The sequence below is a fragment of the Naasia sp. genome (genome assembly GCF_025465545.1).
Taxonomy (GTDB): Bacteria; Actinomycetota; Actinomycetes; order Actinomycetales; family Microbacteriaceae; genus Naasia.
Map to the genome: position 1 here is coordinate 58,795 of NZ_JAODMK010000003.1, position 14,754 is coordinate 73,548.

General features: G+C 68.9%; 13 protein-coding genes and 1 tRNA gene. 8 read left to right on the forward strand and 6 right to left on the reverse strand.

From position 1 onward, the window contains the following. Positions 1 to 25: 25 nt before the first annotated feature. Entirely contained in the window at positions 26 to 1,078 is a 1,053-nt protein-coding gene (locus JWR33_RS00950; protein WP_297408599.1) for a sugar ABC transporter substrate-binding protein, read from the reverse strand. Between the two features lie 269 nt (positions 1,079 to 1,347). Between JWR33_RS00950 and JWR33_RS00955 the strand changes: the two genes are divergently transcribed. Then, positions 1,348 to 2,418: a LacI family DNA-binding transcriptional regulator gene (locus JWR33_RS00955; protein WP_297408600.1), complete on the forward strand. Its 1,071-nt coding sequence runs from the start codon at positions 1,348 to 1,350 to the stop codon at positions 2,416 to 2,418. A 9-nt stretch (positions 2,419 to 2,427) separates the two neighbouring features. Here the strand turns inward: JWR33_RS00955 and JWR33_RS00960 are convergent, their stop codons facing one another. Continuing rightward, complete coding sequence (locus tag JWR33_RS00960) at positions 2,428 to 3,579, reverse strand: Xaa-Pro peptidase family protein (RefSeq protein WP_297408601.1); 1,152 nt, start codon at positions 3,577 to 3,579, stop codon at positions 2,428 to 2,430. Positions 3,580 to 3,713: 134 nt separating this feature from the next. On the opposite strand from JWR33_RS00960, the gene uxaC reads away from it, so the two are divergent. The 6 genes from uxaC to JWR33_RS00990 all read left to right on the forward strand — a co-directional run bounded on the left by uxaC (position 3,714) and on the right by JWR33_RS00990 (position 10,481). Next, positions 3,714 to 5,117, forward strand: coding sequence for a glucuronate isomerase (gene uxaC / locus JWR33_RS00965; protein WP_297408602.1), 1,404 nt, complete (start codon positions 3,714 to 3,716; stop codon positions 5,115 to 5,117). Continuing rightward, positions 5,114 to 6,547 carry a mannitol dehydrogenase family protein gene (locus JWR33_RS00970; protein WP_297408603.1) on the forward strand — a complete coding sequence of 478 codons (1,434 nt, stop codon included), beginning with the start codon at positions 5,114 to 5,116 and terminating at the stop codon, positions 6,545 to 6,547. The genes uxaC and JWR33_RS00970 overlap by 4 nt, the downstream gene beginning before the upstream one ends. 26 nt (positions 6,548 to 6,573) lie before the next feature. After that, the gene (manD, locus tag JWR33_RS00975) at positions 6,574 to 7,812 is read left to right on the forward strand and encodes a D-mannonate dehydratase ManD (protein WP_297408604.1); all 1,239 of its coding nucleotides are present in this window, start codon (positions 6,574 to 6,576) and stop codon (positions 7,810 to 7,812) included. Further along, entirely contained in the window at positions 7,809 to 8,669 is an 861-nt protein-coding gene (gene iolB / locus JWR33_RS00980; protein ID WP_297408605.1) for a 5-deoxy-glucuronate isomerase, read from the forward strand. Before manD ends, iolB begins: the two co-directional genes overlap by 4 nt. 76 nt (positions 8,670 to 8,745) lie before the next feature. Next, a complete protein-coding gene (gene gndA, locus JWR33_RS00985; RefSeq protein ID WP_297408606.1) occupies positions 8,746 to 10,230 on the forward strand; it encodes an NADP-dependent phosphogluconate dehydrogenase in 1,485 nt (494 codons plus the stop codon). Positions 10,231 to 10,328: 98 nt separating this feature from the next. Further along, the gene (locus tag JWR33_RS00990) at positions 10,329 to 10,481 is read left to right on the forward strand and encodes a hypothetical protein (RefSeq protein WP_297408607.1); all 153 of its coding nucleotides are present in this window, start codon (positions 10,329 to 10,331) and stop codon (positions 10,479 to 10,481) included. Positions 10,482 to 10,589: 108 nt separating this feature from the next. Here the strand turns inward: JWR33_RS00990 and JWR33_RS00995 are convergent, their stop codons facing one another. The 4 genes from JWR33_RS00995 to JWR33_RS01010 form a co-directional block, all read right to left on the reverse strand. After that, entirely contained in the window at positions 10,590 to 11,567 is a 978-nt protein-coding gene (locus tag JWR33_RS00995; RefSeq protein ID WP_297408608.1) for a ribose-phosphate diphosphokinase, read from the reverse strand. Continuing rightward, positions 11,564 to 12,991: a bifunctional UDP-N-acetylglucosamine diphosphorylase/glucosamine-1-phosphate N-acetyltransferase GlmU gene (gene glmU / locus JWR33_RS01000; RefSeq protein WP_297408609.1), complete on the reverse strand. Its 1,428-nt coding sequence runs from the start codon at positions 12,989 to 12,991 to the stop codon at positions 11,564 to 11,566. The genes JWR33_RS00995 and glmU overlap by 4 nt, the downstream gene beginning before the upstream one ends. 117 nt (positions 12,992 to 13,108) lie before the next feature. Continuing rightward, positions 13,109 to 13,849, reverse strand: a complete 741-nt coding sequence (locus JWR33_RS01005) for a hypothetical protein (protein ID WP_297408610.1) — start codon at positions 13,847 to 13,849, stop codon at positions 13,109 to 13,111. A 139-nt stretch (positions 13,850 to 13,988) separates the two neighbouring features. Continuing rightward, a tRNA-Gln gene (locus tag JWR33_RS01010) sits at positions 13,989 to 14,060 on the reverse strand. Positions 14,061 to 14,159: 99 nt separating this feature from the next. On the opposite strand from JWR33_RS01010, the gene JWR33_RS01015 reads away from it, so the two are divergent. After that, positions 14,160 to 14,657, forward strand: coding sequence for a MarR family transcriptional regulator (locus JWR33_RS01015; protein ID WP_297408611.1), 498 nt, complete (start codon positions 14,160 to 14,162; stop codon positions 14,655 to 14,657). Positions 14,658 to 14,754 lie beyond the last annotated feature (97 nt).

Below are 14,754 nucleotides of genomic sequence, written 5' to 3' on the forward strand. Positions count from 1 at the left end.
TCGCTCTCCCCTTCGAGTGATCGGGTTACTTGCCGTAGGTCTTGGGCGCGTTGACCGCCCAGTTGAGGTAGGCCAGCGGGATGTCGACGTTGGTCTTGTCGACGACCTTGGTCGGCACGTACACCTTCGGGGCGACCGCGTAGCCGAGAACCTTGTTCGCGAACATGGTCTCCACGAGTCGGAGGCCGGTGTCCACCGGCCCGACGTCGACGGTCGCGGTGAGCTTGCCCTCCTTGATGGCATTCATACCGGAGACCAGCCCGTCGGCGCCGACAGTGATGATCCCGTCCTTGCCGTCCCACTGCTTGAGCCCGGCCTGGTCGATCGCCTGGGAGGCACCGAGCGCCATGTCCTCGTTCTCGCCGTAGATGGCGCTCACGTTCTTATGAGCGGTCAGGAGATCCTGGGCGGCGGTGAAGCCCTTGTCGCGGACGTAGCCGCCGTCGGCCTCGGCGACGATCTTCATTCCCGGGTACTCCGCGAACGCGCGACGCAGACCGTCGCCCCGCATCTTCGAGTACTCGGAACCGGAGGGTCCGAAGAGCGCAAGGACGTTGCCGGTCCCGCCCAGGGCCTCTGCGATGTACTTGCCGGCCACATAGCCGGACTGGGTGTCGTTGTTGTAGCCGACCGTGGCGACGGTGCGCAGCTGGTCCTCGGGGTGCAGCTCGACCGGCATGTTGTACTCGTAGATCCCGGTGCCGGCGGCTGCGGCCTCCTCGTACACCGTCTGCATGGTTGCGAAGTTCGCCGATGTGCAGATGAAGACTGCGTCGAACTTGCGGGTGACCCACGACTGGACGATGCTGACGTGCTGTTCGACCGACTTGTAGCTCGCGCTCGGAGCCGCCAGCTCCCACGTCCACTTGACGCCGAAGCGCTCCTCGTACTCAGCCATCTTCTGCCAGGCCGCGCTCTGGATCTCGTTGAAGTACTCCGAGAGCACCGGGACCGTGTAGCCGATCTGGATGGTGCGCCCCTCCACCAGCTTGCGGACTGCGGCGTCGTAGTCGCTGCCACCGGCCGCGGCGGCCGCGCCGGCGGATCCGCTGGCACCGCCGGAGGTCGCTCCGCTCACGCTCTTACTGGTGCACGCGGCGAGCAGCATGCTTCCCGCGACGAAGCCTGCCCCTGCGAGCAAACCCCTCCGCGAAGTCCCGGCCGAGATCTGGTGTGCGTCCATTGAGGCTCCTCTTCGAGTCACGTGTCAGGCCGTCGTCGTGGGCGGGCGGCTCGAGAGCACGCTAACCGACGATTGCCAAGCTTGTCAATCGGTTGCCAATAGCGATTAGCGGCAGCGGCTATCATTCAGGAAAACCGCGCCCGGCTACTTCCGAGGAGATCCGAATGACTGAGGAGCCCGGCGAGCAGGATCGGGGCGACGGCGTCGAGAGCGCCGCACCCCGTCGGCGGGCGGCGCCCACCATCTACGACATCGCCCATCTCGCCGGAGTCAATCCATCCAGTGTCTCGCGGGCGCTCAATCAGCCGGGGCGGATGAGCGCCAAGACCGAGAGCCGCATCCACGACGCCGCTCGTCGGCTCAACTATCGCGTCAATCCGATGGCGCGAGCGCTGCCGACCGGGCGCACGAACATGATCGGGCTCGTGATCGCGGACATCACGAACCCGGTGGTCTTCAGCATCGTCCGCGGCGCCGAGCGCGCCGCGGCCGAACGGGACTACACCCTGGTTCTTGCCGAGTCCGAGGAGTCCTCGGATCGTGAGCTCAAGGTTGCGGAGCGACTGCTCCAGTCGGTGGACGGCCTGATCCTCGCGACGTCACGACTCGACGACAGCGCCGTGACCCGTCTCGCGGAGGCCAAGCCGCTGGTGGTGGTGAACCGGGTCGTCGACAACGTGCCCGGCGTGGTGGCCGATGTCAGCAGGGGCATCACCGAGGCAGTCGATCTCCTGGCCCTCTTCGGCCACCGATCGGTCGCCTACCTCTCCGGTCCCGAGCGGTCCTGGATCTCGCACGCGCGCTGGCGCAGCATCAAGGAGCGCTGCGACTGGTCGCGCATGGAGGTGACCGCGCTGCCCACCGCAAGTCCGACGGTCGAGGGCGGCCGCGGCGCTGCCGCGGCCGTTCGCTCCAGCGGCTGCACTGCCGTGATCGCCTACAACGACCTGATCGCGATCGGTCTGATGCGCGAGCTCGGGATGGCCGGGCTGCAGATCCCGCGGGATCTCAGCGTCGTCGGCTTCGACGACATCTTCGGTTCCGACTTCACCGTCCCGCCGCTCACAACGATCCAGATGCCGCTTCAGCGTCAGGGAGCGCGAGCTGTCGAGCTGATCCTTGACGCCCTCAAGGAGGATTCGGCGCCCCGGCAGAGCGAGAGCGGGGACCTCCTCACCCACCTCGTCGTGCGGGGGTCCGTCGGCCCCCCGCGTTCCCGCTCCGCCCCGCACTGACGCCGTCTCTCACCAGTAGTTGCGCATGGGGAAGAAGTCGAGGGTCTCCAGGCCGGAATCCGCCAGATGCACGATCCGCTCCGTGCGCAGGCCGCCGACCTCCGGCACGTTGATCGTGGCCTTCAGGGTGAAGACGCTTCCGCTCTCGATCAGCGCCTCGTTCGTCGGACCGATCCAGGGCATCTCCTCCTCCGGGTCCATCCCGGTCCCGTGACCGGTGCCACGGCCGCGAGCTTCGCCGGAGAAGGGACCGTAGCCGCGCTCGAGGAGGACGCCGGCGACCACCGCGTTCAACTCGCTCGCCGAGATGCCGGGACGAGCGGCGGCCAGCCCCGCCTCGACCGCGTCGGCGGCCGTCTCGACGATGTCGCGCACCTGGTCGGACGCCGGCCCGAAAACGAACCCCCGGCCGCCGTCGGCGACATAGTTGCCGTAGCGGGCGCCGATGTCGGTCAGGACAAGGTCACCCGCCTCGATCACGCGGTTCGTGGGCAGCGCCAGGCTGAACGCGGAGCGCGCCCCGGCCTGGACCATCGAGAGGTAGGCCGGAGTGTCGGCTCCGGCCTGGATCATCGCCACATCGGCCGCCATCGCGACCTCGCGCTCCGTGACCGCTCTGCCCCCCTGAACGACCTCACGAACCGCTTCCATCGCAAGATCGGTAAGGCGCGCCGCTCGGCGCAGCTGCTCGACCTCCCACGGGCTCTTCACCGCCTTGAGCCGGGCGAGCAGGTCGGTGGGTCGGAGCTGCGCAGGGGCCACGGCATCCGTGATCGCGGCGTGCAGGCCCACGGGGATCTGCTCGACGCCGGCCAGGACGAATTGTTCGCTGCCTCCCGCGCGCAGCCGGGCGAGACTTCCCGGCAAGGCGTCCAGGGTGTCCACATCGAAGAGGGTCTCGCTGCGGGCATAGTCGACGCACCCGTCACCGGCGAAGAGGAGCGGGTCGCCGCTGCGCGGCACGACGACCACCGCCTGGGCGATGCCGTGCACGCCGTCCACCGGCCTGAAGTCGGTGTAGTAGCGCACGTTCGCAGTGCGCCAGCAGTCGGCGTAGCCGACGAGCACATCGCTTCCCGACGCTGCCAGCGCCTCTTGGGTGGCGCGGATCCGGCTCCGGATCTCGCTCTCGGGCGTGCTGGTGGGAGGTTCGAGGTACATCGCTGTCTCCGGTCTCGCTAGCGGCGCCGCGACACGTCGGCGCGGCCGCGCCCCAGATTAGCCGCGCACGGCCCGCCTTTGGCAATCGATTGACAAACCTGCTGAAAATATGATGGCATTTCTGGGTGCCGACGATGTCCGGACTCGGGGATGACCGCCTTCTCCCCGCAGAGCCCTCCACCCGTGCCATCGCCCGGCGGATCTTCGCCGAGATCGCGGAGCTGCCGATCATCTCCCCCCACTCGCACGTTGATGCCGGCATGCTCGCGACCAACCGCCCCTTCGCCGACCCGGCCGAGCTCTTCGTCACGGCGGATCACTACGTCACTCGCCTGCTGCACGCATCCGGCGTCGATCTAGCACGACTCGGGGTCGGACCGCAGCGCTCCGGTGATCGGCCTGCTTCCCGGGAAATCTGGCGGCTGTTCTGCGAGCACTGGCCCGTCTTTTCCGGGACGGCGAGCGGCCTGTGGATCGAGGCCACCCTGCGGACGGTCTTCGAGATGCCGAGCCCCTCCGCGGCCACCGCGGATGCCCTGTACGAGGAGCTGAGCGCTCTGCTGCGTCTCGAACAGTTCCGTCCCCAGGCTCTCCTGAACCGGTTCGGGATCGAGGTGATCGCCACGACCGACGATCCACTCGATGATCTCCGGCACCACCGCGCGCTGGGCGAAGACCCGGCCGTTCTGCCGCGCATCGCCCCCACCTTCCGCCCCGACCCGTACATCGACCCCAGCACTCCCGGTTGGGCGGGACTTCTCGATCGGCTCGGCGAGGCGACCGGACGGGACACCCACTCGCATGCGCAGTACCTGGCCGCGTTGACCGATCGCCGCCAACATTTCCGACGAAACGGCGCCTTCTCCGCCGACCTCGGAGTGCATCGTCCGCAGTCACTCCGTCTCGACGATGCCGCGGCAGCAGCCCTCTTCAGCCAGGTTCGGTCCGGCGGCGCGACCTCGGCCGAGCACGCCGCCTTCCGCGCGCACATGCTCTACCAGATGGCTCGCATGTCGGCGGAGGACGGGCTTGTGATGACCCTTCATCCCGGGGTCTTCCGCAATCACCACCGCCCCACCCTCGACGCCTTCGGTCCCGACAGCGGCCACGACCTTCCGGTGCCTACCACTTTCGTGGAAGGGCTGCGCCCCATCCTCGAAGACTTCGGAACCGCACCCGGCTTCCATCTCGTGCTGTTCACCGTCGACGAGACCACCTGGTCGCGGGAGCTCGCGCCACTCGCGGGCTTCTATCCCTCGGTCTACCTCGGAGCGCCGTGGTGGTTCCTCGACGCTCCTGACGCGCTGCAGCGCTTCCGCAGCGCCGTCACGGAGACAGCGGGATTCTCCCGCTACTCCGGGTTCATCGACGACACTCGTGCTCTCTGCTCGATCCCCGTGCGCCATGACACGGCACGTCGGGTGGACGCCGCCTACCTTGCCCGACTCGTCGCCGAGCACCGCCTGACGGAGGACCGCGCGATCGAGATCGCCATCGACACGGTGGCACGACTTCCCCGGAAGGTCTTCAAACTATGACGGGCACCCCACTGTCCCGCCCCGCGTACACATCGAGCCACGGGGGGGCGACGCCGCCGGCGCGGATGCTCCACCTCGGTCTCGGCGCCTTTCACCGCGCGCACCAGGCCTGGTACACCTGGGCGTCGGACCCCGCCCAGGAGTGGGGCATCGCCGCGTACACCGGTCGGCGACCTGACATGGCGCAGTTGCTGCGCGGCCAGGGCGGCCTGTACACCCTGATCGAGCGCGGACCGGCACAGGACCGCTTCCAGATCATCACCTCCTTGGTTGAGGCGCACGACGGCGCGGACCTCGCCACCTTCTGCGCCCAACTCTCCGCGCCAACAACGACCCTGGTCACCCTCACGATCAGCGAAGCCGGCTATCGCAGCGACCGCACAGGACGTGCCGATCCGTCCGACGAGCAGCTCTGGCAGGACGCGGCGGCGCTCGCCGACCTCGTGCGGCTGGAAGGGTCCCGCTTCGCCCGCGAGGTGGAGGGCAGCCACCTTCAGACCGTGCCGGGGCGGCTCCTGCTCGGTCTCGAGTCGCGACGCCGTGCCGAAGCCGGGCCAGTCGCCCTCGTGTCGTGTGACAACGTCGCTGCGAACGGGGCGGTCCTCGGCCGCGTCCTGGCCGACCTGGCGATGGCCGTCGACCCGGCGTTGGCGGAATGGGTGCGCTCCGACGCGGTCAGCTTCGTCGAGACCTCGATCGATCGGATCACCCCGGCGACCCAGCCGGCCGACGCCGCGGCGGTGGCGGCGGTGACCGGCTGGCGGGACTCCTGCCCGGTGGTCACCGAGCCCTTCACCGACTGGATCTTGAGCGGAGCCTTCCCGGCGGGCCGGCCCGCCTGGGAGGAGGCCGGAGCTCGGATCGTGGACCGCATTCAGCCGTTCGAGCAGCGCAAGCTGTGGCTGTTGAACGGGGCACACTCGCTGCTGGCCTACGCCGGGCTCACCCGGGGCCATCGCACGGTCGGCGAGGCCTCTGTCGACGACGTTCTCCGTTCCCGGGTGGACGCGTTCTGGGATGAAGCGGTCACGCACCTCGACCCGGAACTGCCCGACCTGGGGGCGTACCGAGAACAGCTGAGCTCTCGTTTCGGCAACAGCCGGATCGAACATCGACTTGCCCAGATCGCGACCGACGGCAGCACGAAGCTCGGCCTGCGGGTGGCCCCGGTGGCACGTGCCGAGCGGGCAGCCGGACGAAGCGCCGAGGGCTGCGCCTTCGTGCTCGGCTCCTGGATCGCGGCGCTGCGCGGCGGGGCGGCCATCGCCGACTCGAACGCCGACGCGGTCGCCGCCGCCCTCCGACTCGAGGGCCCTGCGAGCACCCGGGCCCTCCTGCGCCTTGTCGACCCTGACCTGGCGGACGACACCGGCTTCATCTCGGCGGTACGCCAACACACGCGCGAGCTCGCCGCCGAAGCCACGAATTGAGCACCCTGAAAGGGGAGACAAGAACCATGAGAATCGACAGAGCCGACGTGGTCGTCACCAGTCCGGACCGCAACTTCGTAACGCTCCGGCTGGAGACCGACGAGGGTCACATCGGCCTGGGAGACGCGACCCTGAACGGCCGCGAGCTGGCCGTCGTGAGCTACCTGCGGGACCACGTGGTGCCGTTGCTCCTCGGCCGTGACGCACACAACATCGAGGACACCTGGCAGTTCCTCTACCGAAGCGCCTACTGGCGTCGCGGCCCGGTGACGATGGCCGCGATCGCGGCGGTCGATGTGGCCTTATGGGACATCAAGGCCAAGGCGGCCGGGATGCCCCTCTATCAGCTGCTCGGCGGGGCCAGCCGGACGGGCCTACTCGCCTACGGGCACGCGTCGGGCAAGAGCACCGAGGAGCTCTTCGACAGCGTTCGCAAGCATCAGGCGGAGGGCTATAAGGCGATCCGCATCCAGACCGGTGTGCCTGGACTGAAGTCGATCTACGGCATTGCCTCCAATGCGACCTTCGAGGCGAACAAGGGCAGCCGGTACGACCACGAACCGGCCCAGCGCGGCGCATCCCCGGCCGAGGAGGACTGGGACACCCGCAGCTACCTGCGGCACGTGCCGACCGTGTTCGAGGCGGTCCGGAACGAGTTCGGTCCCGAGCTGCCGCTGCTGCACGACGGCCACCACCGAATGACGCCGATACAGGCCGCCAAGCTCGGCAAGTCACTGGAGCCGTACGACCTGTTCTGGCTGGAGGACTGCACTCCGGCGGAGAATCCGGAAGCGCTCCGACTGGTCCGCCAGCACACCACCACGCCGCTGGCGATCGGCGAGATCTTCAACACCGTCTGGGATTACCAGCAGATCATCCGGGAACAGCTGATCGACTACGTGCGCAGCGCGGTCACCCACACCGGCGGGATCACCCACCTGCGGAAGGTGCTGGATTACGCCTCGCAGTATCAGATCAAATCCGGAATGCACGGACCCACGGACATCTCACCCGTCGGCATGGCCGCAGCCATGCACCTCGGCCTCAGCATCCACAACTTCGGCATCCAGGAGTACATGAAGCACGGAGCGAAGACCGACCAGACCTTCCGGCAGTCCTTCACCTGGCAGGACGGCATGCTGCACCCCGGCACGCAACCCGGTCTGGGTGTGGAGCTGGACATCGACGAGGCGGGGAAGTACCCGTACCAGCAGGCCTACCTCCCCTACAACCGTCTCGCCGACGGGACGGTGCACGACTGGTGATCGAATCCGCGCGAAACAACTATCGCCCAGCGGGCTCCACGGGCTCCGCTCCGTGGGAGCTGCTCATCGACCCCGAGGAAGCAGGCTGGGATTACTCGGGCATCCAGGTCCTCGCCCTCGCGCCCGGCGAGCAGTGTGAATTCCGGACCGAGGACCGGGAGTTCATCCTGGTGCCGCTGAGCGGCTCGTACACCGTCCGGACAGAAGACAGGGAGGTCGTCCTCGCCGGCCGCGCCAGCGTCTTCACAGGATCGACGGACGTCCTCTACGTTCCTCGGGATTCCCGCGTCGAGGTGACGAGCGAGACCGGCGGCCGGCTCGCCATGCCGAACGCCCGGGCGCGGCGGCGCTTCCCTGTGCAGCACGTGCTGCCCGGCGACGTCCCGGTCGAGGTGCGGGGAGCCGGCACCATGTCGCGCAAGATCTTCGACTTCGGCGGGGTCTCCGTCCTACAGGCGGACCGCCTGATCGCGTGCGAAGTCATCACGCCGGGGGGCAACTGGTCGTCCTTCCCGCCGCACAAGCACGACGAGAACACCGCAACCGAGTCCCAGCTCGAGGAGATCTACTACTTCGAGGTGTCGGCGCAGGCGTCCGGTCCGGGCTACTCCTACATGCGGGTGTCGAGCTCCGGCGACCCGACGGCCGAGCTCCTGGAGGAAGTGCGCTCCGGGGACGTCGTGCTCGTTCCCTCCGGATGGCACGGTCCCGCGATGACACCGCCCGGCTACGACCTGTACTACCTGAACGTGATGGCAGGGTCGCGGGAGGAGAGAGTCTGGCTGATCACGGACGAGCCGTCAGCCGCGTGGGTCCGGGACTCCTGGAAGACGCTTCCGCCGGATCCGCGGCTCTAGGTGTCCGGGCGGGGCATCCTTCCTTCCCGACGCCGATGTGCCGGGACCGAAGGAAAAACCCTAGGCTTCAAACCGCATGTGTCCAGACGAGGGAAGGCTTTCCGTGGCAACCGCTAAAGAAGCGCAGGCGAACATCGGAGTTGTGGGACTGGCGGTGATGGGCTCCAACCTGGCCCGCAACCTGGCCAGCCGTGCGGGCAACACCGTGGCGGTGTACAACCGGACGTACGAGAAGACCGACACTCTCGTCTCCGAGCATCCCGAAGCCGGCTTCGTCCCCTCGAAGAGCCTCCAGGAGTTCGCGGACTCGCTGCGCAGGCCGCGCGCCGCGATCATCATGGTCAAGGCGGGCGCGCCCACCGATGCGGTGATCAACCAGCTCGTCGAGGTGTTCGAGCCTGGCGACATCATCGTCGACGGCGGCAACGCCCTGTTCACCGACACCATCCGCCGCGAGAAGGCGGTGCGGGAGACCGGCATCAACTTCGTGGGCACCGGCATCTCCGGCGGCGAAGAGGGTGCGCTCAAGGGCCCGAGCATCATGCCGGGCGGCAGCGCCGAGGCCTGGGAGACGCTCGGGCCCATCCTCACGTCGATCGCCGCCGTCGCCGAGGGCGAGCCGTGTGTCACCCACGTGGGCACCGATGGCGCCGGCCACGTCGTCAAGATGATCCACACCGGCATCGAGTACGCCGACATGCAGCTGATCGGCGAGGCCTACGACCTGATCCGCCGCGGCACCGGCAAGAGCCCCGCGGAGATCGCCGACATCTTCGAGGAGTGGAACCGCGGCGAACTCGAGAGCTACCTCATCGAGATCACGGCCGAGGTGCTCCGTCAGGTGGACGCCGAGACGGGCCGGCCGCTCGTCGACGTGATCCTCGACCAGGCGGGCGCCAAGGGCACCGGAGCGTGGACCGTGCAGACCGCGCTCGACCTCGGCATCCCCGTGTCCGGCATCGCGGAGGCCGTGTTCGCCCGCTCCCTGTCCTCCAAGCCCGACCAGCGGGCCGCCGCCTCGGGCCTGCCCGGACCGGCAGAGGAGTGGACCGTGGACGACCCCGACGGCTTCGTCGAGGACGTCCGCCGAGCGCTCTACGCCTCCAAGATCGTCGCATACTCGCAGGGCTTCGACGAGATCGTCGCCGGCGCCGAGCAGTACGGCTGGGACATCAAGAAGGGCGAGATCGCCAAGATCTGGCGCGGCGGCTGCATCATCCGGGCGCAGTTCCTCAACCGCATCACGGACGCCTACGAGGAGAACAGCGGCCTCGTCGCGCTGCTCACCGCACCGTACTTCCGCGAGGCACTGACCGGCGCCGAGCCGGCGTGGCGCCGCGTGGTGATCGCGGCGGTGCAGGGCGGGATCCCGGCGCCGGCGTTCTCGTCGTCGCTCGCCTACTACGACGGCCTGCGCGCCGACCGCCTGCCGGCCGCCCTCACGCAGGGTCTGCGCGACTTCTTCGGCGCGCACACCTACAAGCGGATCGACAAGGAGGGCACGTTCCACACGCTCTGGAGCGGGGACCGCACCGAGATCGAGGGCGTCGACACCCACTGACCGCGCGGCGGCGCCCCGCGCGGCGGCGCCCAGCGCCGGCGGACGGAGCGGTTCGTCCGTTGAGGCAGTGGCGGAAGCGCCGCCGCTACTCTGGTCGGGTGGACCTGGGACTGCTCGTGGTGATCGTGGTGTTCGCGGTGTTCGTGCCGGTGGGCATCATCACCTACCTCGTGGTGATCCCCAAGCTGCGTCGTCGCGACCGCAGCCGAGGCGACGACGACACCGACTCGAGGCTTCCGCCGCTCCCCTGACCAACGCGGTCCAGCCCGACGAACGCAACCGAGCGGCCAACATGCAACGGAATGCGGTTGCAGTTTGGCCGGATGGTTGCGGGCGTCCGGAGGCGCGCGCCCCGCGGGCTACGCGGCGCCGTCGAAGAGCGAGGTGACCGATGCGTCGTCGAAGACCGCGTGGATGGCCTGCGCGATGAGCGGCGCGATCGGCAGGATCGTGAGCCGCTCGAACTGCTTCTCCTTGTGCAGCGGGAGGGTGTCCGTCACGATGACCCGGTCGATGTCGGGGCTGTCCAGCAGCTCGACCGCCGGGTCGGAGAAGACCGCGTGGGTGGCGGCGACGATGACGCCGACCGCGCCCGCGGCCTTCAAGGCCGCGGCCGCCTTGGCGATGGTGCGGCCGGTGTCGATGAGGTCATCGACGATCAGGCACACCTGGCCCGACACATCGCCCACGATCTCGTGCACCGAGATGTCGTTGGGCACGCGGGGGTCGCGGCGCTTGTGGATGATCGCCAGCGGAACGCCGAGCTTGTCGCTCCAGACGTCGGCGACGCGCACGCGGCCCATGTCGGGTGACACGATGGTGAGGTTCGACCGGTCGACGGTCGCCTCGATGTGCTCCATGAGCACCGGCATCGCGAACAGGTGGTCGACCGGGCCGTCGAAGAAGCCCTGGATCTGGGGCGCGTGCAGGTCGACCGACATGATCCGATCGGCGCCGGCGGCGGCGTAGAGGTCCGCGACGAGGCGGGCGGAGATCGGCTCGCGACCGCGGTTCTTCTTGTCCTGGCGGCCGTACGGATAGAAGGGCGACACGACGGTGATGCGCTTCGCCGAGGCCCGCTTGAGCGCGTCGACCATGATCAGCTGCTCCATGAGCCACTGGTTGATCGGCGCGGTGTGCGACTGGACCACGAACGCGTCGGCGCCGCGCACGCTCTCGTCGAAGCGCGCATACAGCTCGCCGTTGGCGAAGGTGCGCATGTCGGCCGGCAGAACCGAGGTGTGCAACTCGGAGGCGATGTGCTCGGCGAGCTCGGGATGGGCCCGTCCGCTCACGATCACCAGATGCTTCTCGCCGGTGGTCTTGATGCCCGTCACTTGTTCCCGCTCTCATCCGCAGCCTTGGCGGCATCGGTGCCGGGCCGGTTGGCGCCTACCCAGCCCTCGATGTTGCGCTGCGGGGCCACGTTGAGGGCGAGGGAACCGGCGGGGACGTCCTTGCGGACGACTGTTCCCGCCCCGGTATAGGCTCCGTCGCCAATCCTAACGGGGGCCACGAACACGTTGTGCGACCCGGTTCGCACGTGGGAGCCGATCACGGTCCGGTGCTTGTCGACCCCGTCGTAGTTGGCGGTGATCGTTCCGGCACCCACGTTCGCGCCGACGCCCACTTCCGTGTCGCCGATGTAGGAGAGGTGCGGCACCTTCGATCCGGCGCCGATCTTGGCGTTCTTCGTCTCGACGAAAGTGCCGATCTTGCCGTCCTCGGCAAGGTCGGTGCCCGGCCGCAGGTAGGCGAAGGGGCCGACGGTCGCGCCGCGGCCGATCACCGCGAGGGTGCCGTCGGTGCGCTTCACCACCGCAGCTTCGCCGATCTCGCAGTCCACGAGGGTGGTGTCGGGACCGATCACCGCTCCGGTCGCGACAGTGGTGGCGCCCTTCAGCTGCACTCCAGGGAGCAGCTCCACATCGGGCGCGAGCGTGACGGTCAGGTCGATCCACGTGGTGGCCGGGTCCTGGACGGTCACGCCGGCCAGCTGCCAGCCGCGCACGATGAGCGCGTTGAGCCGGGCGGCCGCGTCGGAGAGCTGGGCGCGATCGTTGATCCCCTCGACCAGCCACGGCTCGGCGACGGGCATCGCGGAGACGGAGGAGCCCGCTGCGCGCAGGACTCCCACGATGTCGGTGAGGTACTTCTCCCCCTGCGAGTTGTCGGTGCGCAGTGACGCGAGGTGGTCCCGGAGTCCGGACAGGCCGAACGCGTACACGCCCGCGTTGACCTCGTCGAGGGCGAGCTCGTCGTCGGTCGCGTCCCGCTGCTCCACGATCCGCTCGAACGCGCCATCCGAAGCGCGCACGATCCGGCCATAGCCGGTCGGGTCGGCAAGGATCGCGGTGAGCACGGTCGCCGGAGCCCCTTCGGCCCGGTGCGCCGCGAGAAAGCCGCGGAGGGTGGCGGCGTCGAGGAGGGGCACGTCGCCGTTGAGCACGAGCACGTCCCCGTCGAAGCCGGCGGGCAGAGCCTCGAGGGCGAGCTCGACCGCACGACCCGTCCCCGGCACCTCGTCCTGGTCCACGAGCACGGCGTGCGGCAATGCCGCGGTGACGGCCTCAGCCACCCGATCCCGCTCGTGTCGCACCACAGCGATGACCTTCGCGGCGTCGAGCTCCCGCGCGGTCGCGAGCACGTGGGCCACGATCGGCAGGCCTGCGAGCAGATGCAGCACCTTGGGGGTCGCGGACTTCATGCGCGTGCCCTGCCCGGCGGCGAGCACGATGACGGCGAGACGGGAATCGGTCACGAGACTCCTAGCTGTCGATGCGGGGAGCGGCCGCGCGCCGAGCTCCGTCCGCGGCTTCGAGCGTACCGGCCGACAGCAGAGCGGATCAGCGGTCCCGCAGCGAGCCCGGGGCCGCGATCACCACCAGGCGACGAACGGGACGCTCGCGGTGAGCACCATCGAGACGACATAGATGGTTGACGCGACGCCGATGAGGATCAGCTGCACCCGGAGCTGACGCGCGACCGCCGCGACGCCGAGGAGGAACAGGGAGAGCGCCATCATCACCGTGGTGAGCGTGAGCTGGTCGCCGTACTTGTCGGCCTTGTCGCCCGCCTTGAAGGCGCCGATGGACTTGTCGTCCTCTGCCGCCCACGCCCCGTAGAGAGCGTTCTGATAGTCCTCTGAGTCGAACGGGCTGGTGAAGTTCTCCGGGTCTGCCACGTTCTGGTCGGCGGACCAGACGATCGCCGTGTTGAGGTCGTCGGACACCGAGGTGAACAGCAGGGTGTCGTACTTGAGCTGCGAGGATGCGGCCTGGGCGGGGATGGAGTCGACCTCGATCTGCAGCTCGGTCATCTTGTCCCACAGCTGGACGTCGCGGATGTACTGCTGGTTCGCCTCCAGATAGAGGGACTCCGCCTCGGTCTGCGAGTTCTGCCCGTCGCTGAACTGCTTCGCCGTCTCCCCGTCGTAGAGGGACGCCTGGAAGGACGCGTAGGCCGTCGTCACCGACACGACGCCCAGCAGGATCGCGGTGGTCAGTTCGACATTGCTCAGCAGTCGGCCCAGGCGGGGCTGGTTGCGGCTGCGGCGCGGCTTCTCCGGCGGCACCACGTTGATGGGGTTCGTCGGCGGGGCGGGGGCGTCGGTGGTCACGCGGGCACTCCGTTGGGGAAGAGGTGCGGATCCTGAGAGGAGGTTCAGGGCGGCGCCAGCGTACCGATGCGAGGGGCCGTCTCCCGGGAGGCGCCGCCGACGGGACGCGTCTGCGCTGCCCGGATGTTGGGGCCATGGGCTCCGCCTCCAGGATTCGAACCTGGTCCTAACAGCTCCAAAGGCTGTCGTGCTGCCGTTACACCAAGGCGGACCGCTCCGCGGAGCACAGCCAAGTCTGCCAGACCACCCCGCTGTCCCTTCCGGGGCCCCGCTTCCCCGCCGCTGCCACCGGAACGGGATAATCGGGAGCATGTCCGGGAGCGATGAGGTCGACCGCATCGTCGAGGGCTGGGAGCGGGCGCGGCCCGAGCTGGACTTCACCCCGCTGCAGGTCCTGTCGCGGGTGCGGCGGCTTGCCCGCCAGCTGGAGCCCGCGCGCAAGGCGGCGTTCTCCACCGCCGGCCTTGACTCCTGGGAGTTCGACGTGCTGTCCGGGCTGCGCCGCTCCGGTCCGCCGTACCAGCTGACGCCGAAGTCGCTGCTGCAGATCACCCTGGTCTCGTCGGGGACCATGAGCAACCGCATCGACCGGCTCGTCTCCCGGGCCCTGGTGGAGCGCAGGATCGACCCGACGGACGGCCGCGGGGTGCTCGTCGTGCTCACCGACGAGGGGCGCCGGCGGGTGGACGCGGCCATCGGGGCCCTGCTCGTGGCGGAGGCGGAACTGCTCGACGGACTCTCGCGCAGCGATCAGGAGCGGGTTGCGGCGCTGCTGCGGAAGCTGAGCCACTCCTTCGACTCGGCCTGATCACCACCGAGGTGACACTTGATGTCGCTTCAGTGCCCGAATAGCGGCATCGAGTGGCAACTGGACCGACCGCTGGGGCCGGGAGGGGACCGCGCGG

What these genes read in the sequence shown, in the direction of transcription:
- JWR33_RS00955 (WP_297408600.1), top strand. Translation starts at nt 1,348, where the DNA reads ATGACTGAGGAGCCCGGCGAGCAGGATCGGGGCGACGGCGTCGAGAGC.
- JWR33_RS00960 (WP_297408601.1), bottom strand. Translation starts at nt 3,579, where the DNA reads ATGTACCTCGAACCTCCCACCAGCACGCCCGAGAGCGAGATCCGGAGC.
- uxaC (WP_297408602.1), top strand. Translation starts at nt 3,714, where the DNA reads ATGTCCGGACTCGGGGATGACCGCCTTCTCCCCGCAGAGCCCTCCACC.
- JWR33_RS00970 (WP_297408603.1), top strand. Translation starts at nt 5,114, where the DNA reads ATGACGGGCACCCCACTGTCCCGCCCCGCGTACACATCGAGCCACGGG.
- manD (WP_297408604.1), top strand. Translation starts at nt 6,574, where the DNA reads ATGAGAATCGACAGAGCCGACGTGGTCGTCACCAGTCCGGACCGCAAC.
- gndA (WP_297408606.1), top strand. Translation starts at nt 8,746, where the DNA reads ATGTGTCCAGACGAGGGAAGGCTTTCCGTGGCAACCGCTAAAGAAGCG.
- JWR33_RS01015 (WP_297408611.1), top strand. Translation starts at nt 14,160, where the DNA reads ATGTCCGGGAGCGATGAGGTCGACCGCATCGTCGAGGGCTGGGAGCGG.